Source organism: Streptosporangium sp. DT93 (assembly GCF_049844535.1).
Classification (GTDB): domain Bacteria; phylum Actinomycetota; class Actinomycetes; order Streptosporangiales; family Streptosporangiaceae; genus Streptosporangium.
The window spans coordinates 79,240-102,493 of record NZ_JBNCLF010000020.1 but is presented as its reverse complement, the minus strand read 5'-3'; the positions used below and the strand labels follow the sequence as shown (position 1 = coordinate 102,493).

At 73.3% G+C, this 23,254-nt stretch carries 20 protein-coding genes; 7 read left to right on the top strand and 13 right to left on the bottom strand.

Annotated features, from left to right (window positions below; genetic code table 11):
* Window positions 1-19: 19 nt before the first annotated feature.
* The 4 genes from ACLQ2R_RS32655 to fabG are packed head-to-tail and all read right to left on the bottom strand — an operon-like array spanning window position 20 to window position 2,722.
* Complete coding sequence (locus ACLQ2R_RS32655; protein WP_425965152.1) at window positions 20-1,084, bottom strand: aminomethyltransferase family protein; 1,065 nt, start codon at window positions 1,082-1,084, stop codon at window positions 20-22.
* 3 nt (window positions 1,085-1,087) lie between these two features.
* Entirely contained in the window at window positions 1,088-1,645 is a 558-nt protein-coding gene (gene fabZ / locus ACLQ2R_RS32650) for a 3-hydroxyacyl-ACP dehydratase FabZ (protein WP_425965150.1), read from the bottom strand.
* Complete coding sequence (locus ACLQ2R_RS32645; protein WP_386248064.1) at window positions 1,642-1,932, bottom strand: acyl carrier protein; 291 nt, start codon at window positions 1,930-1,932, stop codon at window positions 1,642-1,644. Before ACLQ2R_RS32645 ends, fabZ begins: the two co-directional genes overlap by 4 nt.
* Before the next feature lie 37 nt (window positions 1,933-1,969).
* Window positions 1,970-2,722, bottom strand: a complete 753-nt coding sequence (fabG, locus tag ACLQ2R_RS32640) for a 3-oxoacyl-ACP reductase FabG (protein WP_386248066.1) — start codon at window positions 2,720-2,722, stop codon at window positions 1,970-1,972.
* A gap of 137 nt (window positions 2,723-2,859) precedes the next feature.
* Here fabG and ACLQ2R_RS32635 point away from each other — a divergent pair, with 137 nt between their 5' ends.
* Together ACLQ2R_RS32635 and ACLQ2R_RS32630 are read left to right on the top strand one after the other, a co-directional pair.
* Window positions 2,860-4,671 (top strand): FAD-dependent oxidoreductase, encoded by a 1,812-nt coding sequence (locus ACLQ2R_RS32635; RefSeq protein WP_425965148.1) that lies wholly within the window; start codon window positions 2,860-2,862, stop codon window positions 4,669-4,671.
* 366 nt (window positions 4,672-5,037) lie between these two features.
* Window positions 5,038-5,853 carry a phosphotransferase family protein gene (locus tag ACLQ2R_RS32630; protein WP_425965198.1) on the top strand — a complete coding sequence of 272 codons (816 nt, stop codon included), beginning with the start codon at window positions 5,038-5,040 and terminating at the stop codon, window positions 5,851-5,853.
* Between the two features lie 116 nt (window positions 5,854-5,969).
* Here ACLQ2R_RS32630 and ACLQ2R_RS32625 read toward each other — a convergent pair whose 3' ends face one another.
* Together ACLQ2R_RS32625 and ACLQ2R_RS32620 are read right to left on the bottom strand one after the other, a co-directional pair.
* Window positions 5,970-7,406 (bottom strand): BTAD domain-containing putative transcriptional regulator, encoded by a 1,437-nt coding sequence (locus ACLQ2R_RS32625; protein WP_425965146.1) that lies wholly within the window; start codon window positions 7,404-7,406, stop codon window positions 5,970-5,972.
* Window positions 7,406-8,569 carry a macrolide family glycosyltransferase gene (locus tag ACLQ2R_RS32620; protein ID WP_425965144.1) on the bottom strand — a complete coding sequence of 388 codons (1,164 nt, stop codon included), beginning with the start codon at window positions 8,567-8,569 and terminating at the stop codon, window positions 7,406-7,408. The genes ACLQ2R_RS32625 and ACLQ2R_RS32620 overlap by 1 nt, the downstream gene beginning before the upstream one ends.
* Window positions 8,570-8,758: 189 nt before the next feature.
* On the opposite strand from ACLQ2R_RS32620, the gene ACLQ2R_RS32615 reads away from it, so the two are divergent.
* Window positions 8,759-9,859 carry a DegT/DnrJ/EryC1/StrS family aminotransferase gene (locus ACLQ2R_RS32615; protein ID WP_425965142.1) on the top strand — a complete coding sequence of 367 codons (1,101 nt, stop codon included), beginning with the start codon at window positions 8,759-8,761 and terminating at the stop codon, window positions 9,857-9,859.
* Between the two features lie 170 nt (window positions 9,860-10,029).
* Here the strand turns inward: ACLQ2R_RS32615 and ACLQ2R_RS32610 are convergent, their stop codons facing one another.
* The 3 genes from ACLQ2R_RS32610 to ACLQ2R_RS32600 are packed head-to-tail and all read right to left on the bottom strand — an operon-like array spanning window position 10,030 to window position 11,401.
* Window positions 10,030-10,626 carry a dTDP-4-dehydrorhamnose 3,5-epimerase family protein gene (locus tag ACLQ2R_RS32610; RefSeq protein ID WP_425965141.1) on the bottom strand — a complete coding sequence of 199 codons (597 nt, stop codon included), beginning with the start codon at window positions 10,624-10,626 and terminating at the stop codon, window positions 10,030-10,032.
* Window positions 10,627-10,630: 4 nt separating this feature from the next.
* The gene (locus ACLQ2R_RS32605) at window positions 10,631-10,792 is read right to left on the bottom strand and encodes a hypothetical protein (RefSeq protein WP_425965140.1); all 162 of its coding nucleotides are present in this window, start codon (window positions 10,790-10,792) and stop codon (window positions 10,631-10,633) included.
* A 9-nt stretch (window positions 10,793-10,801) separates the two neighbouring features.
* On the bottom strand, window positions 10,802-11,401 hold the full coding sequence (locus ACLQ2R_RS32600; RefSeq protein ID WP_425965138.1) for a DUF1707 SHOCT-like domain-containing protein: 600 nt from the start codon (window positions 11,399-11,401) through the stop codon (window positions 10,802-10,804).
* 115 nt (window positions 11,402-11,516) lie between these two features.
* Here ACLQ2R_RS32600 and ACLQ2R_RS32595 point away from each other — a divergent pair, with 115 nt between their 5' ends.
* Window positions 11,517-12,974, top strand: a complete 1,458-nt coding sequence (locus tag ACLQ2R_RS32595; RefSeq protein WP_425965137.1) for an NDP-hexose 2,3-dehydratase family protein — start codon at window positions 11,517-11,519, stop codon at window positions 12,972-12,974.
* 162 nt (window positions 12,975-13,136) lie between these two features.
* Here ACLQ2R_RS32595 and ACLQ2R_RS32590 read toward each other — a convergent pair whose 3' ends face one another.
* Complete coding sequence (locus tag ACLQ2R_RS32590; RefSeq protein ID WP_425965135.1) at window positions 13,137-13,976, bottom strand: TIGR03621 family F420-dependent LLM class oxidoreductase; 840 nt, start codon at window positions 13,974-13,976, stop codon at window positions 13,137-13,139.
* Window positions 13,977-14,362: 386 nt separating this feature from the next.
* Between ACLQ2R_RS32590 and ACLQ2R_RS32585 the strand changes: the two genes are divergently transcribed.
* Window positions 14,363-15,328: an aldo/keto reductase gene (locus ACLQ2R_RS32585; RefSeq protein ID WP_425965133.1), complete on the top strand. Its 966-nt coding sequence runs from the start codon at window positions 14,363-14,365 to the stop codon at window positions 15,326-15,328.
* 45 nt (window positions 15,329-15,373) lie between these two features.
* On the opposite strand, the gene ACLQ2R_RS32580 is transcribed toward ACLQ2R_RS32585, so the two are convergent.
* From ACLQ2R_RS32580 to ACLQ2R_RS32570, 3 genes are all read right to left on the bottom strand, one after another.
* Window positions 15,374-16,015 carry a response regulator gene (locus tag ACLQ2R_RS32580; protein WP_425965132.1) on the bottom strand — a complete coding sequence of 214 codons (642 nt, stop codon included), beginning with the start codon at window positions 16,013-16,015 and terminating at the stop codon, window positions 15,374-15,376.
* Window positions 16,005-16,841, bottom strand: a complete 837-nt coding sequence (locus ACLQ2R_RS32575; RefSeq protein ID WP_425965130.1) for a sensor histidine kinase — start codon at window positions 16,839-16,841, stop codon at window positions 16,005-16,007. Before ACLQ2R_RS32575 ends, ACLQ2R_RS32580 begins: the two co-directional genes overlap by 11 nt.
* A 336-nt stretch (window positions 16,842-17,177) precedes the next feature.
* Window positions 17,178-18,113: a UbiA family prenyltransferase gene (locus ACLQ2R_RS32570; RefSeq protein WP_425965128.1), complete on the bottom strand. Its 936-nt coding sequence runs from the start codon at window positions 18,111-18,113 to the stop codon at window positions 17,178-17,180.
* A 283-nt stretch (window positions 18,114-18,396) separates the two neighbouring features.
* Between ACLQ2R_RS32570 and ACLQ2R_RS32565 the strand changes: the two genes are divergently transcribed.
* Both ACLQ2R_RS32565 and ACLQ2R_RS32560 read left to right on the top strand, forming a co-directional pair.
* Complete coding sequence (locus ACLQ2R_RS32565) at window positions 18,397-20,214, top strand: 2-isopropylmalate synthase (RefSeq protein WP_425965126.1); 1,818 nt, start codon at window positions 18,397-18,399, stop codon at window positions 20,212-20,214.
* Window positions 20,215-20,339: 125 nt separating this feature from the next.
* The gene (locus ACLQ2R_RS32560; RefSeq protein ID WP_425965124.1) at window positions 20,340-23,147 is read left to right on the top strand and encodes an AAA family ATPase; all 2,808 of its coding nucleotides are present in this window, start codon (window positions 20,340-20,342) and stop codon (window positions 23,145-23,147) included.
* Window positions 23,148-23,254: the final 107 nt, after the last annotated feature.

Genomic DNA, 23,254 nt, shown 5'->3' with positions numbered 1-23,254 from the left:
TCTCAGCGTGACCGGCCGATCAGATGATCGGGATGCTCCAGCTCTTGGGTACGATGTACGGGCTGGTCAGCGTGGTGACGCCGAGGCCGTCGACGGTGAGGTCGAGGCCCGCCGCCGCCAGCTCGGGGTCCACCCGGGCCAGGCCGAGGGTGGCGCCGAGACCGGCGCTGTGCACGGCGTGGACGACCTCGCCCACGTCCTGGCCGCCGGCGAGCACGCGGGTGCCCGGCGCGGGGACGCCGTCGCCGCCGGTGAACCCGATCGTGCGCCGCCCGCCCCCGGACTCGAACGCCTCCACCACGGCGTCGCGTCCGACGAAGTCGGCCTTGGTGATGTCGACCAGCCAGTTGGCGCCGATCTCGATCACCGACACGTTCGGGGTGATCTCGTGGCGCGGGATCGGCTGGCGCACCTCCAGCATCGCCAGCTCCAGCGCCTCCTGCCCGGCGGGCTGGGCGTGCTCCAGCGCACCGGCCCACAGCTCGGCGGCGGCCTCGCGCGGGACGATCATCTGGTAGCCGTACTCGCCGGTGTAGCCGGTCCTGGCGAAGATCATCTCCACGCCGTTCCATTCGGTGTCCACGACGGACTCGAACGGCAGCGAGGCGAGCTCGCCGTCGATCAGCCGGCCGACCACGCCCCACGCGTAGGGGCCCTCCAGCCCGATGACGGTCAGCTCGGAGGAGCGGTCGACGACCTCGACGCCGTCCCCGGCGTGCGCCAGCACGTGGTCCAGCAGGCGGGCGCCGGCGCCGCAGGAGCTCTCCAGCAGCAGCCCGTCCTCCCTGCCGAAGGCGATGACCTGGTCCACGACCCGGCCGGACTCGTCCAGGACGAGGCTCATCATGCAGCGGTCGGAGGTGAGGTACTCCACGTCGCGGGCCAGCAGCCGCTGGGCGAGGTCCACGGCGGAGGGGCCGGTGATCTCGATGAGCCCGTGCCCTTCGAGGTCGAGCACGGCCGCGCGCTCCCTGAGCACCTGGTACTCCTGCGAGAGCGAGGAGAAGCGCAGGGGGACGGTGGTGTCGCCCACGTCACCGTAGACGGTTCCCTCCGGATGCCGTGTCGCGAGGACGTTGGCCATGGTTCACACCTTTCGCGCGGGACGTTGGTTCGCCGGGTCGGCGATCGTGAGGTTTCCTTCGGCGGCGATCTGGCCGTCCACCCGGGCCGAGACCCGGTACTCGGCGAATCCGGCGCCGCCGCCGGTCTGCTCGGCCGTGAGCACGAGCTGGTCGCCCGGGACGACCGGGCGGCGGAAGCGCATCGACCTGACACCCGCCAGGTAGCCGATCTCGCTGGCGCCCGCCAGGGCGAAGACCACGCCGGCGAGCTGGGCCATGGCCTCGATGACCACGACGCCGGGCAGGACCGCCTGGCCGGGGAAGTGGCCCTGGAACCACAGCTCGGTGCCGGCGACGTTCTTGGTCGCCGTCCCCTTGACGCCCGGGACCACCTTGACGACCCGGTCGAGCAGCAGCATCGGCCAGCGGTGCGGCAGCACGGCGCGGATCTGGTCGTGGGTCAGCCCGGAGACGGCCGGCGCCTGCCGCGTCACCGTCCCGGGCGGCGCCCCCGGCGCCCCCGGCGTCCCGGGTGTCCCGGGTGTCCCGGGTGTCTCGGTCGTCGTCTGGGCCACCGTCATGCCGGTGCCCTCAGCGCGGGGTCGACCTCGTCGGCGAGCCGCGACACCGAGCCGAACACCGCCATGTCGCTGTCGTAGAGCGCGACGCCGAACTCGGCCTCGATGGCGACGTAGAGCTCCAGCACGTCGAGGCTGTCCAGCTCCAGGCCGCGGCCGAACAGCGGCTGGTCGTCGGTGATCCAGCCGGGCTCGATCTCCAGGTCGAGCCGCGACACGATCATCTTCTTGATCTGGCTGCAGGTCTGCTGCCGGTGGGCGGCCTTCGCCCGCAGTTCGTCGATGGTCATGGGTTCTCCTTGTGCGCCGGGCTGGGGATCGGGCGGGTCACTGGAGGCCGCCGCCGTGCGCGACGACCACCGAGCCGGACATGTACGAGGCCTTGTCCGAGGCGAGGAAGCTGACGATGGAGGCGATCTCCTCCGGCCGGCCCATCCGGCCCAGGCGGATGCGCGACTCGTAGCGCTTCCTGATGTCGGCGGGCACCGTACGGGTCATGTCGGTGGAGACGAAGCCGGGGGCGACGACGTTGGCGCGTACCCCGTGCGGCGCCGCCTCGTTGGACAGCGCGTGGGTGAAGGCGATGATCGCGCCCTTGGACGCCACGTAGTTGGTCTGGCCGGGAAAGCCGCCGTCGAGCCCGCTGGAGGAGGAGATGGTCACGATGGACCCGCTCCGCTGGTGCTGCATCAGCTTCAGCGCCTCGCGGCAGGCGAGGAAGGTGCCGACGAGGTTGGTGTCCAGCGGGGCGCGGAACTGCTCCAGGCTCATCGCGATGAGGTAGCGGTCCCGGGTGACGCCGGCGCTGGTCACCAGCACGTCGAGCCGCCCGTGGTCGGCCCGCACGGTGCGGAAGAGGCGCTTGACGGCGTCCTCGTCGGTGACGTCGGCCTGTACGGTGCTCGCGCTGCCGCCCTCCTGGGCGATCTGGTCGGCCACCTCCTTGGCGTCGGTCTCGGAACGGGCATAGTTGACGACGACGTGGGCGCCCTCCCTGGCCAGGTCGAGCGCGACGGCCCGGCCGATGCCACGGGACCCGCCCGTCACCACGGCCACAGAGCCGGGAGCAAAGAGCATCATCTCTCCAGGAATTCGATAATCGCCGGATCGACTGATCTGGATCTTTACGCATAAGCTACTAAGAGCCGATATCACGCCTGTATCACCCAGATATCTGGCCATTGACCTGAATATTCGCGATATATGACTCTGAATCTATGAATGAGGTTGACGTAGACGTTCTGGTCGTCGGGGGCGGGCCCGTCGGGCTCAGTGCCGCCATTGAGCTGGCCCGCCACGGGATATCGGTGCTGCTGGTGGAGAGGCGTACGGATACGTCGGCTTTCCCGAAGGCCCGGCTGATCACCACCAGGACGATGGAGCTCCTGCGCGGCTGGGGCGTCCACGACGAGGTGGAGCGCACCGGCATGCCCCGGGAGGAGTACCTGGCGGTGGGCGTCGGCAGCTCCCTGACCGCCGACGACTTCGTCCGCTCGGCCGCCGAGCTGGAACGGGACGCCCCGCAGAGCCCCACCTACACCTTCCTGTGCGCGCAGGACCGCCTGGAGGTGATCCTGCGGCGGCTGGCCGAGTCCCGGCCGGAGGCCGGCGTGTGGTTCGGCGCCACGATGACCGGCATGAGCGCCACCGCGGACGGCGTGGTCGCGACCATCAGGCACACCGGCGACGGGACGACGCCCCCCACGCCCGCCACGAGCGCCGCCGCCGACGGCGGGACGGCCGGCGCCGGGCACGCCGGTGACGGGACGACGACCGCCGCGAGCGCGACCGCCGGCGAGGAGACGATGGTGCGCTGCCGCTACCTGGTCGCCGCCGACGGCAGCCGCAGCGGCGTGCGCGAGGACCTCGGCATCGGCGTCGAGGGACCGCCGCCGCTCGGCCACATGATCAGCATCATGTTCGAGGCGGACCTCGGTTTCCTGCCCCCCGAGCGGCGGGCCGCGCTGTCGTTCCTGCGCGACCCGCCCTGCGCCGTGGAGGCGGTGGACCACGAGCGGCGCTGGATGATCCAGACCGGCTACGAACCCGAGCTGGGCGGCAGCGCGGCGGACTTCACCGACGAGGTCTGCCTGGCGGCCGTGCGCGCCGCGGTGGGCGTGCCCGACCTGCCCGTCACCCTCCTCGGCGTGATGCCGTGGCTGCAGCAGGCCATGGTCGCCACCGCCTTCCGGGCCGGCCCGGTCTTCCTGGCGGGCGACGCCGCGCACGTGGCGACGCCGCAGGGCGGGTTCGGCATGAACTGCGGCATCCAGGACGCCCACAACCTGGCCTGGAAGCTGGCCGCGGTACTGCGCGGCACCGCGGGCGAGGAGCTGCTCGACACCTACGAGGCCGAACGGCGGCCCGTCGCGGAGCGCACGGTGGACGAGAGCCTGAACAACGCGCTGATCACCTTCGCCATGATGGAGGGCCGGCTGTCCATGCGGGAGGCGATCGAGCGGCAGGCCGGGCGGCGCAGCTCCGAGGGGCTGGTGCTGGGGTTCGCCTACGACTCCGGCGCCGTGCTGCCCGACGGCACCGCGCCCCCCGCTCCCGCCGACCCCTACCGGACCTACGTCCCCGTCGCCCGGCCCGGGCACCGGGCCCCGCACGTGTGGCTCCACGGCCCGGAGGGCCGCGTCTCGACGCTGGACCTGCTCGGCGGCCCGCACTTCACCCTGCTCGCCCCCGCGGGCGCCGACTGGCCCGACGTGGCCGCGGAGGCCGCCGCCCTCACCGGCGTCCCGCTCACCGCCGTGGAGATCTCCGACACCGAGGTCTCGGGGAACGAGGCCCCGGACATCGAGGTTCTGGACACCGATGTCCCGGACGCCGCCGCAGCTTCCCGTTCCCCTGCCTGCACGCGGGGCCCGCTCGTCTCCCCCACCTGGGCCAAGGAGTACGGACTCGGCCCCGCCGGCGCCGTCCTCGTCCGCCCCGACGGCCATGTCGCCTGGCGCTCCCCGGAGGGCCCGGTGTCCACACGGGCGCTCGTCGAGGCCCTCGACCGGGTCCTGTCCAAGAGATGAAGCGCCGAACCGCCAGGATTCCCGGGCGGCTCCCACGCTGGGCCCTGCTTCACCGTTCCTTCCGACACGGGTGAGACAGCCCGTGATCGGCCTCGACTGTGCGTGAGCTCGGCCTGCAGGTCGTCGCCGGCCTGTGGAAGCACACCTCGAGTTGCCCGGCAAGTGCAGCCAGTGCCATCAGGGCTGCACCGACAGCAACAAATAGGCCACCTGCCCGGTAGGAGAGGCGTAGCGTGCGGAGCATGACCGGGTGCCGATGGGACGACCTCCCCGCCGAGGTGCACGCAGCGATCACCGCCGAGTGCGGGCCCATCCTGGACGTGACCCCGCTGCCGGGGGGGCCTCACCGCAGGACTCGCCGCACGGCTGGACACGGCGGCCGGGCGGGTGTTCCTCAAGGCGCTGCCCGACGACTCGCCGTCCGCGCCGCTCTACCGGCGTGAGCGCCTTGTCGGCGCCGTATTACCTGAAGGGGTGCCCGCTCCGCGACTGCTGTGGAGCGGGCACACCGCCGGGTGGGTCGCCCTCCTGATCGAGCACGTCGACGCGGCGCGGGAGGTCGAGCTCGGCCCCGGCTCCCCGGATCTTCACGGTGTTCTGGAGGTCGTCCAGGTGCTCGGTGAGACACTCAGCCCGAACCCGGGCGCCCAGGTGCCGCCCGTCGTCGACAACGTGCGGTTCCTGGTCCGCCGGGCCGACGCGCTGCTGGCCGATCCACCTTCCGACCTGCCGGCGGCGGACGCCTACCGCCACGGCCGCGGGCTGCTCGATCTGGACGCGCTCGGCGGATCCACGCTGCTGCACGCCGACCTTCACGAGGGCAACCTCCTCGCATGTCCGGCCGGCGTGCGGGTCATCGACTGGGGGCTCGCCTGCCAGGGTGCCGCCTGGGTGGAGATCGCCCTGCTGATTCCCCGGCTGATCCTGGCCGGTCACACCCCTGAGCAGGCTGAGCGCCTGGTCGAGCGGGTACCCGCGTGGAAGAGCGCTCCCGCCGACGCGGTAACCGGTCTGGCCGCCGTGTGGGTCCTGTTCCGCGAGTTCGTGGCCCGCAACGGCCCTGCCGGCATCCGGCCGTCCCGGGCCCGGGCGGCGGTGGCCGGGCGAGCGTGGGTGGAGTACCGAACCGCCCGGGGGAAAAGACGCTCGGCGAAGCCCCGCGAGGCCGGGGTGAGCGTATGACCCACCTCCTGGCGGCAGGGCGGCGGCTCCTCACCGACGCCGCCGACGGCGTCACCGAGCTCGTGGTCGGCGCCGTCGAGGCGGCCGGACGCCCTCAGGCGGCGTCCGGACGGTTTTCAGGCCGCGGGCTGGCCCGTGCGGGAGCGCAGGCGGGCGGCGCCGAGTCGCAGGGACAGCGGGTTGCCGCGCGAGGTGCGCACGAGGTCCGACACCGCCTGGGGGCCGAGCGCACCGCCGACCAGCAGGTCCGCCAGGTGCCTGGCCGCGTCGTCGGTCAGGGGACGCAGGAACGCCCGGTCGGCCCCCTGCCGGGCCACCAGGTCGTCGAGCGGGTCGGCGCTGGTGACGATGACGCGGCAGTCCGGCCCGCCGGGCAGCAGCGGCAGCACCTGGTCGGCGTGTTCGGCGCCGTCCAGCACGACCAGCAGCCGCCTGCGCGCCGTGCAGCTCCGGTAGAGGGCGAGCTTCTCGGCGGGGTCGGCCGGCATGTCCTGCACCCCGAGCGCGCGCAGGAACCGGTCCATCACCGGCGCGGGTCCGGTGCCGCCCATGTCGGCGTACAGCTGCCCGTCGGGGAAGCGGCCGGCCTGGTGGTGCGCCCAGTGCACGGCCAGCGTGGTCTTGCCGACGCCCGCCGTCCCGCACAGCACCATGGCGCCCGCCGCGTGGGCGGAGCCCAGGATCGCGTCCAGCGTGGCCAGCTCCTCGTCGCGGCCCACGAACGGCAGGACCTGCGGCGGGAGCTGCGAGGGCACCGGCCGGCCTGCGGCGGGCCGTGACGCGGGCGGGCGCATGAGGGCCGACTCGTCCCGCAGGATCTGCTCGTGCAGCCGCCGCAGGGCCGGGCCGGGTTCGAGGCCGATCTGTTCCAGCAGGTAGCGGCGGGTCTCCTGGTAGGTGCGCAGCGCGTCGGCGCGCCGGCCCGCCCGGTACTGCGCCAGCATGAGCTGCGCCCGTACCCCCTCCCGGAAGGGGGACTCGGCCACGAGGGCGAGCAGTTCGGGGATCACCTGGTGGTGGCGGCCGAGCTCGATCTCCAGCACCAGGCAGGTCTCCAGGGCCTCCAGCCGCGACTCGGCCATCCGCGCCGCGTCGTAGCGCAGCCCGCGGATGTCCTCGAACGGCTGGCCGCGCCAGAGCGCCAGCGCGTCGCGCAGCAGCAGGACGGCCTCCTCCCGCTCCCCGGCGGCGGCCTGGCCGCGCGAGCGCGCCACCAGCTCCCGGAACCGGAGCCAGTCGATGCTGGCCGGGGTGGCGCGCAGCAGGTAGCCGGGGCTGGAGGTCTCGATCAGGCCCGCGCCGAGCGTGCGGCGCAGCCGCGAGACGCAGATGGCCACCTGCCGCCAGGCGCTCGGCGGCGCCGAGCCGGCCCACACGGCCTCGACCAGCCGTTCCACGCTCATCACGCGGTTGGCGTTGAGCAGCAGGCTGGCCAGGATGACCAGTTCCCTGTTGGCGTTCATGGGCAGCTCGGCGCCGTCCTTGAACACGGTGAGCGGGCCCAGCACGTGGAACTCGAACGCGGGCGCCCGGCCGGGCGCGGGCCGTTCCATCAGGCGCCCAGCCGGCGTTCGAGCACGTCGGCGGCGCGGGACGTGCCGCCCGCCGCCTCGATCTCCCGCCGCATCCCGTCCGCGGCCCCTCGCAGTCCCTCGTCGGAGGCGACGGCGAGCACCGCCTCCACCAGGCGCTCGGGGGTGAGACCGGCGGGGTCGAGCACCCGGCCGAGCCCGAGTTCCTCGATGCGGCGGGCGCTGAGCCGGTCGATGGCGGTGGCGGGGAGCACGACCGAGGGACGGCCCCGGTAGAGCGTCTCCATGGCGGTGCCCATGCCGGCGTGGGTGACCGCCACCGACGCGTGACGCAGCACGTCCAGGTGCGACACCCAGCGGTGGACCTCGACGGTGGGCGGCAGCGGGCCGAGGTCGGCCGGGTCCATGCCGTCGCCCATCGTGATCACGGCCCGCCAGGGCAGGTCGGCGAAGGCCCGCACGCAGGTGCGGAACAGCTCCGGGCGGCTGCTGAGCACGGTGCCGAAGGACAGCAGCGCGATCGGCAGCCCGTCCCCCGGCGGCTCCCATCCGCCCAGGAAGCGGCGCTCGCCCAGGCAGGGGCCGACGAAGGCGAACCGCTCGTCGAAGGTGTCGCCGGCGAACTGGAAGGCGCGCGGCAGGGCGACCAGGCTGGAGTCCTGCACCTCCCACCACAGTTCGGCGGGATCGGCGTCCACGCCGTGGGCGGCGGCCAGGTCCCGGGTCCTGGCGAGCATGCCGTCCACCCAGCCGGGGAACTCGGGGACGGCCCCGCCCTCCTCCTCGGCGTAGATGGCCGACAGGAAGGAGAAGTGGGCGTTGGAGGCGAAGACCGGGATGAGCTGCGTGGCCGGAAGCCCCCACTTCCTGGCCAGGATCCGTCCCGCGTGCAGGACCGAGACGTCGTAGACGATCACGTCCGGCCGGTGCTCCGGGCCGGCCGCGGCGAGCATCGCCGCGCTCTCGTCGAGGAAGAGCGACAGCAGGCCGAGCGGATCGTCCTCCAGCTTCCGCAGCTCCACGTCCTGGTAGATCGAGTCGTACGGGAGCACGGTGGCTCCGGCCTGCGTCACCGGCCCGGCCATGGCCGGCGAGGTGAGATAGGTGACCTGGTTCCCCCTGCGGACCAGTTCTGCGACCACGGCGAGACTGGGAATGACATGACCGTGGTCGGGTTGGCACATGAAAAGAAAACGCCCCGTCATATGGAGCCTCCCGCAAGATTTGCGCATTACGTGCGATGTCCAATCTATGGACGGCGGCGAGCAACGGTCACCCTTACCGTGCCCCTCATGTTCGCGCCCGTTCTAGGGGTTCCCCGGCTCCGGCTCGGGGTGTTTATCCTGGGGCCGCCGGAGCCCCTAGGAGGACGAATGGCCACGCGCGTATGGGATTATCTTCCCGAATACTCATCCGAACGAGCCGACATCCTGGACGCCGTCGAGACCGTGTTCCGCTCCGGGCAGCTCGTCCTGGGCGAGAGCGTGCGCTCCTTCGAGGAGGAGTTCGCCGCCTATCACGGCGTGCGCCACTGTGTCGGCGTCGACAACGGCACCAACGCCGTCAAGCTGGGCCTGCAGGCGCTGGGCGTCGGCCCCGGCGACGAGGTGATCACCGTGTCCAACACGGCCGCGCCGACGGTGGTGGCCATCGACGCCGTCGGCGCCACGCCGGTCTTCGTGGACGTGCGCGCGGACACGTACCTGATGGACACCGGGTGGGTGGAGGCGGCGATCACGCCGCGCACCCGCTGCCTGCTGCCGGTCCACCTGTACGGGCAGTGCGTGGACATGGCGCCGCTGGAGCGGCTGGCCGCCGCGTACGGGCTGGTGATCCTGGAGGACTGCGCGCAGGCCCACGGCGCCCGCCACCACGGCAGGAGGGCCGGCTCGATGGGCGAGGCGGCCGCCTTCTCCTTCTACCCGACCAAGGTGCTGGGGGCCTACGGCGACGGGGGCGCGACGATCACCTCCGACGAGAAGGTGGACGGCGCGCTGCGGCGGCTGCGCTACTACGGGATGGAACAGACCTACTACGTGGTCGAGACGCCCGGCCACAACGCGCGGCTGGACGAGGTGCAGGCGGAGATCCTGCGCCGCAAGCTGGGCAGGCTCGACCACTACGTCGCCGCCCGCCGCGCGGTGGCCGCCCGCTACGACGAGGGCCTGGCCGGCACCGACCTGGTGCTGCCGCGGACCGCCGGGGGCAACGAGCACGCCTACTACCTGTACGTGGTGCGCCACCCGCGCCGGGACGCGATCATCCAGGAGCTGCGCGCCCACGACATCCACCTCAACGTCAGCTATCCGTGGCCGGTGCACACCATGTCGGGCTTCGCCCACCTGGGGTACGCGCCGGGCAGCCTGCCGGTGACCGAGGCGCTGGCCGGGGAGATCTTCTCCCTGCCGATGTACCCGTCGCTGCCGGTGGAGACGCAGGAGCGGGTCATCACCGCGCTCCGCAAGGCCCTGTAGGGGTCCCGCGCCGCGTACGGCGCCCGAGGGGGATCGTCCCGCGCGGTCACCCACCGCGCGGGACACCGCGTGCCGTCGTCACCGTCGTTATCACCGCCGTCGTCACCGCCGCTGTCATCACTGCCGTCGTCACCGCCGTCGTCGCGGCGCGGCAGGTGCCGCGGGGGCCGTCAGCGCACCGCGTACGGCGCCGGGGCGGGCCTGTAGTCCGGCAGCAGCCCGCGCGCCGCCGCCTCGGCCAGGGTGGGCGCGGCGGCGTCGCGCTCCGACAGCGCCGGCGGCTGCCCGCCCGGCAGCGGCAGCGCGAGGTCCTCGTCGAGGACCGACAGGGTGAGGTCGTCCTCCTTGCGGTACTCGGCCGACAGCAGGTAGCACATCACGGTGTCGTCCTCCAGCGCGGCGAACGCGTGCCCGGCGCCCGGCGGCAGGTAGACGGCGCGGCCGTTGCCCGCGGTCAGCTCCACCGCCTCCCAGCGGCCGAACGTCGGCGACCCCACCCGCAGGTCGACGACCATGTCCAGTGCCCGGCCGCCGGTGCAGAAGACGTACTTGGCGGTGCCGGGCGGCGCCAGCGTGTAGTGCACGCCCCGCACCACGCCGCGCCGCGAGACGTTCCGGCTGGCCTGCGCGACGGGGAAGAGCGGGCGGCCCACCGCGGCCGCGAACGCGCTCTCCTGGTACGGCGAGACGAAGCTGCCGCGCGGGTCGCGGTGGACCTCGGGGTCGAACACGAAGGCGCCGGCCACGGCCAGCTCACGGCGTTTCACCCGGTCAGCCCCGCGCCACGGGAACACCGGGGACGCCGAGGACGCCGGGGGCGCCGGGGGGCCATGTGCCGCCGGACTCGTCCGGCGGGACGAACGCGTCGGAGACGGACCGGCGGCCGAGGTCGGCGAAACGGTGGAGACGGCCCGAACAGATCCGGCACGCCATGCGATCCTCCTAGGTCGTGGCCTTGCGGTACCTCACCCAGACATCGCCGGTCTGGACGTAGCCGGTGAGCCGTACGATGACGCCGCCGGGCGCGAGCGGGACCGGCGGGCGGTTGTAGACGGCGCCCATCCAGCGGCGGACGACCTCCTCGTCGCGGACCACCCAGCCGCGCGGCACGACCACGACGATGTCGCCGAACCAGGAGGTGATCTCCAGGTCGAGCGACACCTCCCGGTGCGGGCAGTCGGCCATGGTGAAGTCGATCTTCACCTTGCCCCACCGCCCGGCCTTGGCGCTCAGGTACGGGGGCACGCTCCAGCGGCCCGCCTGCTCGACCCGGCCGCTGGTGGTGTGCAGCTGCAGCGCGTCGCCGGCCACCGGGACGGGCAGCACCGCGGTGCGCGGCACGATCCCCGACGAGGCTCCGGGCAGCGGCAGGTCGACCACGACGTCGTCCAGCTCTCCCAGCGTGCGGGCCGCGTAGGTGCGGTCGACACGCTCGTTGAGCTCCTCCAGGGTGATGCGCCCCTCGCTGACGGCGGCGCGCAGCACCTCGGCGACCCTGTCGCGGTCGTGGTCACTGGCCCGCACTTCCCGGTGATCGGTCATGGCGTCCACCCTAGAAGGGTAGGAACGGCACGGCCCAGAGCAGAACCCTTATCGTCCGCTCCCGTACGGGACAGGGGTCGGCGCGTTAGCAGGGGTTGAGCGACCGCGGCGGCCCGTGGCAACGTCGCCGGTGACGGGCCGCCTGCGGGCCGCCGACGGATCGCGCCGTGAGGAGCTCGCCATCACCGACGTCCAGGAGTGGCTGCGCGAGACGGCGGGCCACACGTTCATGAGCGTGACCCGGCTGCCCCTGGAGGAGCTGGCCGGCTGGCACGAGGACCCCGAGACGGGCGACATCGGCCATCGCAGCGGCCGGTTCTTCACGGTCGAGGGGCTCGACGTGCGCCGGCCGGGGTGGGCGGTGCCCGCCTGGACCCAGCCGATCATCAACCAGCCCGAGGCGGGCATCCTCGGCATCCTGCTCAAGCGTTCCGGCGGGGTGCCGCACCTGCTGATGCAGGCCAAGAACGAGCCGGGCAACGTCGACGGGCCGCAGCTCTCGCCCACCGTGCAGGCGACCAGGAGCAACTACACCGGCGTGCACCGGGGGCGGCCGGTGCCCTACCTCGACTTCTTCCGGGAGCCGCGCGGGCGGGTGCTGGCCGACGTGCGCCAGTCGGAGCAGGGCGCCTGGTTCTACCGCAAGCGCAACCGCAACATGGTCGTGGAGGTCGGCGAGGAGGTGGCGGCGGCCGAGGGGTTCCGGTGGCTGCCGCTGCGGGACGTGCGGGGCCTGCTGTCGGTGCCCGACCTGGTCAACATGGACGCCCGGACGGTGCTGTCGTGCCTGCCGCTGCGGGACGGCCTGACAGGCGACGGATCCGGCGGGTTCGGCGACGGGTTCGGCGACGGGTTCGGCGGCCTGCTGGAGCGCTCGCGCGACCCGCGCGCGGACGCCACGCACGGCGTGCGGGAGATCCTGAGCTGGCTCAGCGGCATCCGCTCCACGGTCGACGTCCAGGCCAGGTCGCTGCCGCTCAACCGGCTGCGCGGCTGGCACCGCTCCGGCGGGCGCATCTCGCACGAGACTGGCAGGTTCTTCGACGTCGTCGGCGTGCGCGTGGAGGCGCACGGCCGCGAGGTGAACCGGTGGACCCAGCCGATGATCGAGCCGGTCGGCACCGGGCTCGTCGCCTTCCTGGTCAGGCCGGTGCGCGGGGTGCTGCACGCGCTGGTGCACGCCCGCGTCGAGCCCGGCTACACCGACGTGGTGGAGCTGGCCCCGACCGTGCAGTGCACGCCGGGCAACTACGACCACCTGCCGGCGACGGCCCGGCCGGCGCTGCTGGAACACGTGCTGGGCGCCCCGCAGGAGCGGGTGCGCTTCGACACCGTCCTGTCGGAGGAGGGCGGCCGTTTCTACCACGCGCGCAACCGCTACCTGGTGGTCGAGACCGACGAGGACCCGCTGCCCGGCCACCCGTCCTTCCGCTGGCTCGCCCTGCACCAGCTCGACGAGCTGCTGCGGCACAGCTACTACCTGAACATCCAGGCGCGCACCCTGATCGCCTGCCTGCACGGCCTGGCCGGCGGGGCGAGGACGGCGAGCACGGCGGCGGCCACGGCCCGATGACCACGGCCCGATGACCACGGCGCGGGTCCCCGGCGCGGCGAACACGCCGGGGGCCACGACGCGACGAGCGCGATGACCAGGGCGGGGTCCCGGTGTCATGAGCGGGCCAAGACCACGGCGCGACGAACACGACGGACGCGGCGGGCGCGCGCCGGCGGCCCGTCACCGGAGGTGTTCGATGACCCTGCCGAAGTCCTCCATGGCCGAGTCCATCACGGTGACGTAGGTGAACCCGTAGCGTTCCCCGTCCCTGCGGACCTGCTCGGCGATCTGCGCGGGGGTGCCGCTGAAGAGCGTCGGCACCTCCAGGAGCTGCTCGACGGTGAGGTCGGGGGCGTAGCGGCTCAGGCTCCGTACCCCGGCGCGGCGGTCGCGCGTCAGCACCGTGCCCTTGGACAGCACGTTGAGCTCCGGCTGTGCCGAGCGCGCGCCCGCCGCCGCGCGCACGTGCGCGACGCGCCCGAGCAGCGTCGCCGCGTCGACGAGCGCGGTCCTGCCGTACTCCGGCCGGAACGGCGCGCCGGTGAAGCTGACGATCTCGGCGTTGCGTGCGGCGAGGTTCAGCACCCGGTCGCCGTGCCCGCCGATCATGAGGGGCGGGCGCTTGTGCTCCAGCAGCCGGTCGAGCTCGGCGACGAGCCTCTCCAGCGTGCGGGTGCGGACCCCGGCGCCGAAGGGCAGGGCGGCCGCCTCGAACTCGGCCCGCACGTAGCCGGTGCCGAGCCCGAGCTCCAGGCGCCCGTCCATGAGCCGGTCGAGGGTGACGACGTCCCTGGCGAGCAGGGCCGGCCGGTGGAAGGAGGCGTTGAGCACGTAGGTGCCGATCATGGCCCGCTCGGTGACCTCGGCGGCCAGCAGCGCGGTGGGGAACGGCGCGAGCAGGTTCAGGTGGTCGGGCACGGCGATCACGTCGTAGCCGAGCGCCTCGGCGCGCCGGCACCTGGCCGCCCACTCGTTCCTGGAACAGTCCTCGGCGATGAGCACGACCCCGAACCTGGTCACGTCGGGTCTCCTTCCAGCGTGCGGGCGAACCGGGCGGGACGCGGGACGGAGCCGGACGGGTCGGTGAGGGTGTCGACGGCCTTGACCGTCACGGGCAGGATCTGCTCGATCACGTGAACCTCCTCGGACCCCGATAACCGGCACATTAGCCACCGCTCGCGTCCCCCGAAAGGAAGCGCAATCATCTTTATGGGTGGCGTCGGCATTTCAGGGTAAAAATAGGGGTTTCGACTTCACCGCGCACGCCTGCGATCCCCTATCATGCGCAAAGATCCAACGGGTCGGCGATCGAATCCCGCTATTTGCGAAGTACCGGTTGCCCTTGTATTTGCTCCTCCTTTTAACTGGGGAGACGCACCGGAAATCGGCGGAATGAAAGGTGATTCGTGCGGTACACGAGGCTCGGCCCGTCGGGGCCGGTTATCTCCAGTGTCGGGCTCGGCTCGCTCGCCCTCACGGGCGTCTACGGGCGTTCCGGGACCGCCGGTGCGGACCGGCTGATCCGTTCGGCCCTCGACGCGGGGGTGACCCTGTTCGACACGGCCGGCTTCTACGCCGGGGGCCGGGTGGAGAGCCTGATCGGCAGGGCCGTCGCCGGGCGGCGCCAGGAGGTGACGGTGACCACCCGCGGCGGGGTACGCCGCCACGGCCCCCGGGGGACCGAGGAGCCCGACGGGCGGCCCGAATCACTGGACCGGGACTGCGACGCCTCGCTGCGACGCCTGGGCACCGGCCGCATCGACCTGTTCTACCTGGACTGCCAGGACGAGCACGCGGCCGTCGAGCCGAGCGTGGCACGGCTGTCGGAGCTGGTGGCGGCGGGGAAGATCGGCCGCCTGGGGCTGACCGGCGGCACCCCCCGGCAGGTGCGCCGGGCGCACGCCGTGCACCCGATCACGGCGCTGGCCGTGGAGTACTCCCTGTGGGGCCGCCGGCCCGCGCCCGGCCTGCTGGCCACCGCGCGCGAGCTGGGCATCGCCGTGGTCGCCGCCCGCCCGCTGGGCCGGGGCTTCCTCACCGGCCGGATCGGGCCGCACGCGGACCTCGAACCCGGCGACTGGCGGCGCGCCGACCCCCGTTTCGACCCGGCGGCGCGGCACGCGGAGGCGTCCCGGTTCAAGGCGCTGGAGGCCATGGCGGCGCGGCTCGACGTGGGCGCCGGGCGGCTCGCGCTGAGCTGGCTCCTGGCCCAGGACGGCCACGTCGTGCCCGTCCCGAGCACGCGTGACCCGGTCCACCTGGAGATGAACCTCTCCGCCTCGTCGGTCGAGCTGCCGGACGGCACCCGCGAGGCGCTGTCGGGACTCTTCACCCCCCGGGTCGCGGACCGGCCCCCGCCGCCCCTGCTCTGAGGCGGACGACGAGGCGGGACGGTGAGACGGGACGGCGGGGCGGGATCAGCGAGGCGGGATCAGCGAGGCGGCCTGGGCCTTGTTGACCGCGTCGATCCGGGAGGCGGCGTTGAGCTTGACGAAGATGTTGCGCATGTGGCGCTTGACCGTCGCCTCCGCCAGCCCGAGGCGACGGGCGATCTGGTTGTTGCTCAGCGCCTGCGCCGCGAGCTGCAACACCTCCAGCTCCTTGTCCGACAGCACCCCGGCCGAGGGGGTCTCCACCCGGGCCAGGCTGCTGCGGGAGACGGCCAGCACCAGGCGGGAGGGCTCCTCGTGGACGCTGCGCACCGCCGAGACCAGCTCGTGGCGGTGCACACTCTTGAGCAGGTAGCCGCTGATGCCCGCCGACAGCAGCCGGGCGAGCAGGTGGGGCCCGTCGTACATGCTGAGGATGATGATGCCGCTCTCCGGCGAGAGCTCGCGGATACGGCCGACGGTCTCGGTCACCTCGTCGCCGGGAATCTCCACGTCGAGCAGCACCACGTCCGGCAGGGTCTCGGCCACCACCTTCACGGCGGTGGCGGAGTCGCCGGCCTCGCCCGCGACGCCGATGCCTCCGGCGGTCTCCAGGATCTCCCGCAGGCCCTCCCTGAACAGGGCGTGGTCGTCGACCAGGACCACCGAGATCACGTCCTCAGTCCCCACGCTCGGCACCGGCCCGTCTCTGCAGGGGCAGGAAGAGCTCGACCAGGCACCCGTTCCCGGGGCCGCTGGAGATGAGCACCCGGCCGCCGAGCAGCTCGGCCCGCTCGCGCATGGACGTCAGGCCCACGCCGCCGTGCTCGCGCGGCCGGCCGGGGTCGAAGCCGCGCCCGTTGTCCTGCACCGACGCCGACAGCTCGTGCGGCGCGATGTTCACCCGCACGAGGACGGCCTTCGGCCTGCCGTGGCCGAGCGCGTTGCGCACGGCCTCGCGGACGATGAGGAACGCCTCGTCGAGCACGCGCGGCCGGGCCCACGACTCGTCGCCGTTCACGTCCAGCCTGACGGAGACCACCTCGTCCTCGACGGTCTCCAGGAAGCCCAGCAGGGACTTCTCCAGGCTCCTGACCGGGATCTGCGGGTGCAGCTCGGAGGTGATCTGCCGGAGGTTCTCCATGGTCTCCCTGACGGCCTGCTGGGCGAGGCCGATCTTGGCGCCGGCGCGGGCCGCGTCGACGGGCCGGTAGACCTCCGACAGCGCGAGCTGCTGGTGGGCGACGCTGACGCCGTGCCCGATGCGGTCGTGCAGATCACGGGCGATGCGGCGGCGCTCCTCCTCCTGCTTCTCCTGGACCTGGTTGAGCAGGAAGCTGTGGTAGCCGTCGGCGGACTCCCGGACGCGCTGGGACAGGCTCTCCTCCATGCCGCCGATGGCCAGCACGATGACGTCGGCCGGGTACTCGTACGCCTCCGTGATCCGGCACGTCAGGTGGCGCAGCGCCGCGCGGAAGAACAGCGAGCCCGCCTCCAGGGAGGCCTTGGGGTGCACTCCCCCGGCCGCGCGCGCGCTTCCCAGCTCCCGGGCCTGGAATTGGTACAGCTCGCCTACCTGTACCTTTCCGGCGCGTAGCGTGGCCGTGACGTCGTCGAGTACGTGATGGGCGGTACGCAGCGCCTGCTCACGAGCGCCTCGTTCCGCGAAGACGGCGTTTCCGGCGGAGCACAGGGCCGATTCGAATTCGTCGAGGATTTCTTCACGACACGATTCGACTAATTCCGCCGGGTCCCCCGTGGCCCCGTGAGTCACCTCCCGCGTCTCCCCTCCGCCGCGCGACAAGCGTTCCCCAAACTATCGCGCGGCCAGGAGACACATGCAATGTTTCGGTCAGATCCAGGACAAAAATGCGGTCAGGTGAAGGAGATGTTGCGTCCCCATGAACGCCCCGTACGGACGTCGGGTGCCGCGGCGGCCGTCGCCGCCGGAGCACGACGCCGCGACCGCCACCGCGACGACCCCGGCGGCCAGTGCCGGCACGACGCCCGGGAGCCGCACCTGCGTCAGCGAGACCGCCGCGGCGAACCCCGCCAGGAGCACGACCGCGGCCCCCACCATGACCTGGCGCGACGCGCGCTCGCCGAGCATCACGCCCAGGGTGCGCCGGCCCGCCGCCGCGTCCCCGGCGATGTCGGAGAGGTCCTTGGCGGGCATGCCGACGAACACCATCCAGCCGATGGCGACGCCCGCGAACAACACGAGCGCGGCAGGCAGGGCCGCGCCCCCGCCCCCCGTCGCGACGGTGAAACCCGCCAGGTAGGACAGCAGGCCGGACAGGCACAGCACCGCGACCGTACCGCCGGAGCTGTCCTTCAGCGGCACCGGCGGCCCCGAGTACAGGTAGCCCAGCACCAGGTTGGCGGCGACGATCCAGAACATCGGCGCCGGCAGCCCCCAGGTCGCCAGGAGTGCCAGGCAGCCCGCGCCGACGGCGACGGCGGAGGCCGTCCGCGTCCGCAGATCACCCCTGGCGATAGGCCGCCCGGAACCGTTTATCCGGTCCTCCGTAACGTCGGTGACGCCGTTGTAGAGGTAGATCGCGAGAATCGACAACACCCAGGCGGCCGCCCCCTGGGCGATCCGCGGGAGGGAGACGGCGACCGTGACGGCCGGCAGCGCGAGCGCGGCACCGGTCAGGTAGCGCATGGCCGAGACGGCCAGCACCACGGGACGGGCCTCGGCGACGCAGAGGACGATGACGCGGGGGGAGAAGGCGCGGAGGGAGAAGGCGCGGGAGGAGAGGGCCTGGGAGGTGAAGGCTGCCATGACTCGCATTGTGATCGCGGGCGGCGCCACCGGTAGGGGGTGATACGAAAGTTGTAGTGGGCGGTACTCCTTTCGATACGGGGTGAGCCTTCCGGGGTCATTCCCGCAGAACTCGCGATCCCCTTGTTGCCCGGCCGCCGGAGCCCCTATAGCGTCCGGCCATAACAGCGGTGGACGAACGCGGGATGGATGTTCCTCACCTTAAAAACGGCGCCGCGGATTTCCAACCCCTGTTTCGAGCGTTGCAGGAGAACGAGGGCCGTTCACGAAAGGAAAACCCACCATGCAGGGTGCCGGACGCTACACCGGATTCACTCCCCTCGAGCTGACCGACCGCACCTGGCCGGGCAGGCGCATCGACGCGGCCCCCCGGTGGCTCTCCACCGACCTGCGGGACGGCAACCAGTCGCTGGCCCGCCCGATGTCCCCCGAGCGCAAGCTCATGATGTTCGACCTGCTGGTGAACATGGGCTTCACCGAGATCGAGGTCGGCTTCCCCGTCGCCAGCCGCGACGACCACGACTTCGTGCGGCTGCTCATCGAGGGCGACCTCATCCCCGACGACGTGCGCATCACCGTGCTCACCCAGGCCCGCGAGGAGCTCGTCAGGGCCACCGTGGACTGCCTGCGCGGCGCGCCCCGCGCGATGGTGCACATCTACAACGCCACGTCGCCGCTGTTCCGGGAGATGGTGCTCGGCGTCGACCGCGCCGGCTGCCGCGACATGGCGGTACGGGCCACGCGGGTCATGATGGACCAGGCCGGGCGCGTGCTCGGCGACTGCGACCTGTCCTACCAGTACTCCCCCGAGCTGTTCAACGAGACCGAGCCGGACTTCGCCCTGGAGGTGTGCGAGGCGGTCATGGACGCCTGGCAGCCGGAGGCGGGCCGGGGGATCATCCTCAACTTCCCGACCACGGTGGAGCGGTCGCTGCCCAACGTCTTCGCCGACCAGATCGAGTGGCTCGACCGCAACCTGTCGCGCCGCGAGCACGTGTGCCTGTCCGTCCACCCGCACAACGACCGCGGGACCGGGGTCGCCGCGGCCGAGCTGGCCCTGCTGGCCGGGGCCGAGCGGATCGAGGGCTGCCTGTTCGGCAACGGCGAGCGGGCCGGCAACGTCTGCCTGGTCACCCTCTGCATGAACCTCTTCGTGCACGGCGTCGACCCGGGCGTCGACCTGTCCGACATCAACGCCGTGCGGAGCGTCGTGGAGGAGTGCAACCAGATGCCCGTCCACCCGCGCCACCCCTACGCGGGCGAGCTGGTCTACACCGCCTTCTCGGGGTCGCACCAGGACGCCATCAAGAAGGGGTTCGACGAGCACGAGCGGCTCGCGGCCGAGGCCGGGGTGCCCGCGGGCGAGCTGCCGTGGCGGACCCCGTACCTGCCGGTGGACCCCAGGGACGTGGGGCGCACCTACGAGGCGGTCGTGCGGGTCAACAGCCAGTCCGGCAAGGGCGGCGTCGCGTACGTGATGAGCGCCTGGCACGGGCTCGACCTGCCCCGCGGCCTGCAGGCCGACCTGTCGGCCCGGGTGCAGGCGCAGGCCGACGCCGAGGGCGGCGAGCTGTCCCCGAGCCGGATCGGCGAGCTGTTCCGCGCCGAGTACCTGGACCACGACACGCGGAGCGAACCCCGCGTGCCCGGGGACCGGCCGGTCGGCGTCACGCTCTGGATCGACGGCAGCCGCACCCCCGGCGAGCCGTGCGACCTGCGCGCGGAACTCGGCCCCTGGGGCATCGACGTGCGCGCCGTGCACAGGACCGCCCCGGCGCTGGAGGAGCACCGGATGGCGCCGGAGCGCCCCGCCCTCACCCGCCGCTCCCCGCGCGACATCGTGGTCTACGCGGAGTGCGCCCCCTGCGACCCCCTGGCCGCCCCCGCGACCGGCACCCCCGGCACCCCTGGCACCCCTGTCGGCGCCGCGTCCGGCGGGGCCGGGGCGGCGAAGGTGGTGTGGGGCGTGGGCGTCGGCACCGACGTGGCCACGGCCGCGTTCTCCGCCGTACGCGCGGCGGCCACCCGTCTGGCGGGCCGTCCCCGGCCGCTGCCGGTCCACCCCCTGCGCGAGCCGCGCCCCCTGGCGACGGCCGGTTGATCGCTTCTCATCGACCACAGGCCCGCGCCGTCCTGTGACGGCCGGTTGATCGCTTCTCATCGACCACAGGCCCGCGCCGTCCTGTGACGGCCGGTTGATTGCTTCTCATCGAACGGAGGGCCGTCATGGCCGAGGACGTCCAACGGCACGAGATGGCCACCTTGCGGGAGCTCCTGGACGAGGCGGTGTCCGGCAGGGGCCGCGTCGCGATGGTGACCGGCGCGATCGCCACCGGCAAGAGCGCGCTCCTGTACGGCCTCGGCGAGCACGCCTTCGCCCATGACGCCCTCCTGCTGGCCGCCACCGGCTCGCCCGCCGAGAGCGCGCTCCCGCTCGGCGTGCTCTCGCAGCTCGTGCTCGGCGCGTCGATGACCGAGGCGGACCGCGCCGTCGCCACCGCCCTGCTCCGCGGGGGCGCCCGCCCGCACCCGGCGGGCGCCCCCGCGGCCGGACGGGACGGCGAACAGAACGGTGGGCGGAAGGGGGAACAGAACGGGAAGGACCCCGCGGAGCGGACCGGCGAGCAGGTGGACCTGCTGGTCGTGGACGCGCTCTGCGCCGTGCTGCTGAAGCTGTCGGAGCGGCGCCCGCTGATCGTCGTCGTGGACGACCTGCACCACGCCGACCCCGCCTCGCGGCTCTGCCTGTCGCACCTGGCCCGCAGGATCGCCTACGCCAGGGTCATGCTGGTCTTCAGCGTGCCGGACGCGCACACCCTGGGCAGCCTGCACACGGAGATGCGGCGACAGCCGCACTGCCGCGCGATCCGTCTCGGGCACCTGTCCCCGGCGGAGGTGACGCGCCTCACACCCGCCGACGCCCGAGCCGCCGGAGCCCCCGGCGCCGATGCCGGTGCCGCTGCCGCGCCGGCGCGCTGGCACGCGCTGACCGGCGGGAACCGGCTGCTGGTGGACGCCCTGCTGGAGGACCACCGAGCCGGCGACGGCCGGGGCGAGCGGTACGCCGAGGCCGTGCTCGCCTGCCTGCACCGCGCCGGGGACGGCACCCCCCGGGTGGCGCGGGCGCTGGCCGTGCTCGGCGAGGCCGGGCCCGTCCCCCGGCTGCTCGGCGAGAACGATACGGCCACCGTCAGGGCGGTGCGCGAGCTGACCGGCGCCGGGCTGCTGGAGGGCGGCCGGTTCCGCGACGAGGCCGCCAGGTCCGCCGTACTGGCCGGGCTGGACGACCACGAGCGCGTCGACCTGTACCGCGGGGCCGCCGAGCTGACCTACCACGACGGCGCGCCGGTGGCGGTGGTGGCCGGGCACCTGCTGCGGGCCGGTCACGCGAGCCAGCCGTGGGCGCCGGCGATCCTGGAGGAGGCGGCGGCGCGGGCGCTGCGCCACGACGGCGTGGAGGCCGCGATCGAGTACCTCCTGCTGGCCCTGCGGTCCTGCTCCGACGATCGCCGGCGCGCCAGGATCGCCACCGTCCTGGTACGGGCCAAGTGGCGGATCGACCCCGGCACCCCGGCCGGGCACCTGGCCGAGCTGACCGAGGCGCTGCGCCGCGGCCACCTGACCGGCGGCGACGCAGTGGTGCTGGCCAAGGCGCTGCTGTGGCACGGCCACGCCGAGGACGCCAGGGACGTCCTGGCGCACCTGAGGAGGCTGGACGGGCTGGACCGGGACGCGGTGGCGGAGCTGGCCGCGGCGCACGCCTGGTTCCGCAGCAGCTTCCCCTCGTTCCTGCCGCACCTGCCCGAGCTGACCGACGAGCAGGCGGGCGGCGCCGCCCACTCCCTCAGCGCGGACCGCAGGACCGAGTCGGCGGACGCGCTGGTACGCGCGCTGACGGGGGGCCCGCTCCCGGAGACGGCGGTGACGGCGGAGCGCATCCTGCGCGGCTCGCGGCTGGACGAGATGTCGATGGACACGGTGGAGAGCGCGCTGCTGGCCCTGACGTACACCGGCAGGGCCGACCTGGCGGCGCCCTGGTGCGACTCCTTCATCGCCGAGGCGGCCTCGCGCCGGGCCCCGAGCCGGCAGGCCCGCCTGTCGGCCATCCGCGCCGAGATCGGCCTGCGCCGGGGCGAGGCGGCCTCTGCGGCGGCCCATGCCCAGCGCGCCCTGGAGCTCATCCCGCCGGACAGCTGGGGGGTCGCCGTCGGCGGGCCCCTGGGCAGCCTGCTGCTGGCCGGCGCGGCGATGGGCCGGCAGGAGGAGTTCCTGCCGGTCGTCACCCGGCCGGTGCCCGAGGCCATGCTGGAGACCCGGTTCGGGCTGCAGTACCTCCACGGCAAGGGCCGCTTCCACCTGGCGGCGGGCCAGGCCCGGCGGGCGCTGCGCGACCTGCGGCTGTGCGGCGAGCTCATGGGCCGGTGGGGGCTCGACAGCGCCGAGTTCATCGCCTGGCGGCTGGACGCGGCGCAGGCCCTGATCGCCCTCGGCGAGACGCAGGAGGCCCGCCTCCTCGCGGAGGAGCAGCTCACGCGCTCCGGCGGCTCCAGGCGCGTCCGGGGCATGGCGCTGCGCGTGCTGGCCGCCACCGCCGAGCGGCGCCACCGCGTGATGCTGCTGCGCCAGTCGGCCGAGCTGCTGCAGGACGGCGGCGACAGGTACGAGCTCGCCAGGTCGCTGACCGGCCTCACCGAGGCCTACCACGCGGTCGGCGAGTTCCGCCGGGCCGCGGTGCTGGCCCGCCGGGCCCGTACCCTGGCCCAGGAGTGCCGGGCCGGCGCCCTGAGCCGGGCGCTGCCCGGCGACGGGGACGGCGCGTGGGGCGGTGAGGAGCCCGGCGCGCGGCCGGTGCTCAGCGACGCCGAGCGGCGGGTGGCGGCGCTGGCGGCCGACGGCTACTCCAACCGTGAGGTCGCCGCCAAGCTGTTCATCACGGTGAGCACGGTGGAGCAGCACCTGACGCGCGTCTACCGCAAGCTCAGCGTGACGCGACGCGCCGACCTTCCCGAGACCCTGGTCGGGCAGCGACTGTGACGGTCCGGCCCGCGAGGACGTCAACCCCTGTTCGCGGGTGTGCCGTGGCCGGTTGTGGCCGTCGTTACCGTCCGTTGACCGGCCGATCGGGACCGGGGTTCGATACG

Coding starts and splice junctions, on each gene's coding strand:
- ACLQ2R_RS32635 (WP_425965148.1), top strand. CDS start 2,860: ATGAATGAGGTTGACGTAGACGTTCTGGTCGTCGGGGGCGGGCCCGTC.
- ACLQ2R_RS32600 (WP_425965138.1), bottom strand. CDS start 11,401: ATGACCGATCACCGGGAAGTGCGGGCCAGTGACCACGACCGCGACAGG.
- ACLQ2R_RS32620 (WP_425965144.1), bottom strand. CDS start 8,569: ATGTGCCAACCCGACCACGGTCATGTCATTCCCAGTCTCGCCGTGGTC.
- ACLQ2R_RS32655 (WP_425965152.1), bottom strand. CDS start 1,084: ATGGCCAACGTCCTCGCGACACGGCATCCGGAGGGAACCGTCTACGGT.
- ACLQ2R_RS32625 (WP_425965146.1), bottom strand. CDS start 7,406: ATGGAACGGCCCGCGCCCGGCCGGGCGCCCGCGTTCGAGTTCCACGTG.
- ACLQ2R_RS32615 (WP_425965142.1), top strand. CDS start 8,759: ATGGCCACGCGCGTATGGGATTATCTTCCCGAATACTCATCCGAACGA.
- fabG (WP_386248066.1), bottom strand. CDS start 2,722: ATGATGCTCTTTGCTCCCGGCTCTGTGGCCGTGGTGACGGGCGGGTCC.
- ACLQ2R_RS32565 (WP_425965126.1), top strand. CDS start 18,397: ATGCAGGGTGCCGGACGCTACACCGGATTCACTCCCCTCGAGCTGACC.
- ACLQ2R_RS32560 (WP_425965124.1), top strand. CDS start 20,340: ATGGCCGAGGACGTCCAACGGCACGAGATGGCCACCTTGCGGGAGCTC.
- ACLQ2R_RS32645 (WP_386248064.1), bottom strand. CDS start 1,932: ATGACCATCGACGAACTGCGGGCGAAGGCCGCCCACCGGCAGCAGACC.
- ACLQ2R_RS32605 (WP_425965140.1), bottom strand. CDS start 10,792: ATGGCGTGCCGGATCTGTTCGGGCCGTCTCCACCGTTTCGCCGACCTC.
- fabZ (WP_425965150.1), bottom strand. CDS start 1,645: ATGACGGTGGCCCAGACGACGACCGAGACACCCGGGACACCCGGGACA.
- ACLQ2R_RS32570 (WP_425965128.1), bottom strand. CDS start 18,113: ATGGCAGCCTTCACCTCCCAGGCCCTCTCCTCCCGCGCCTTCTCCCTC.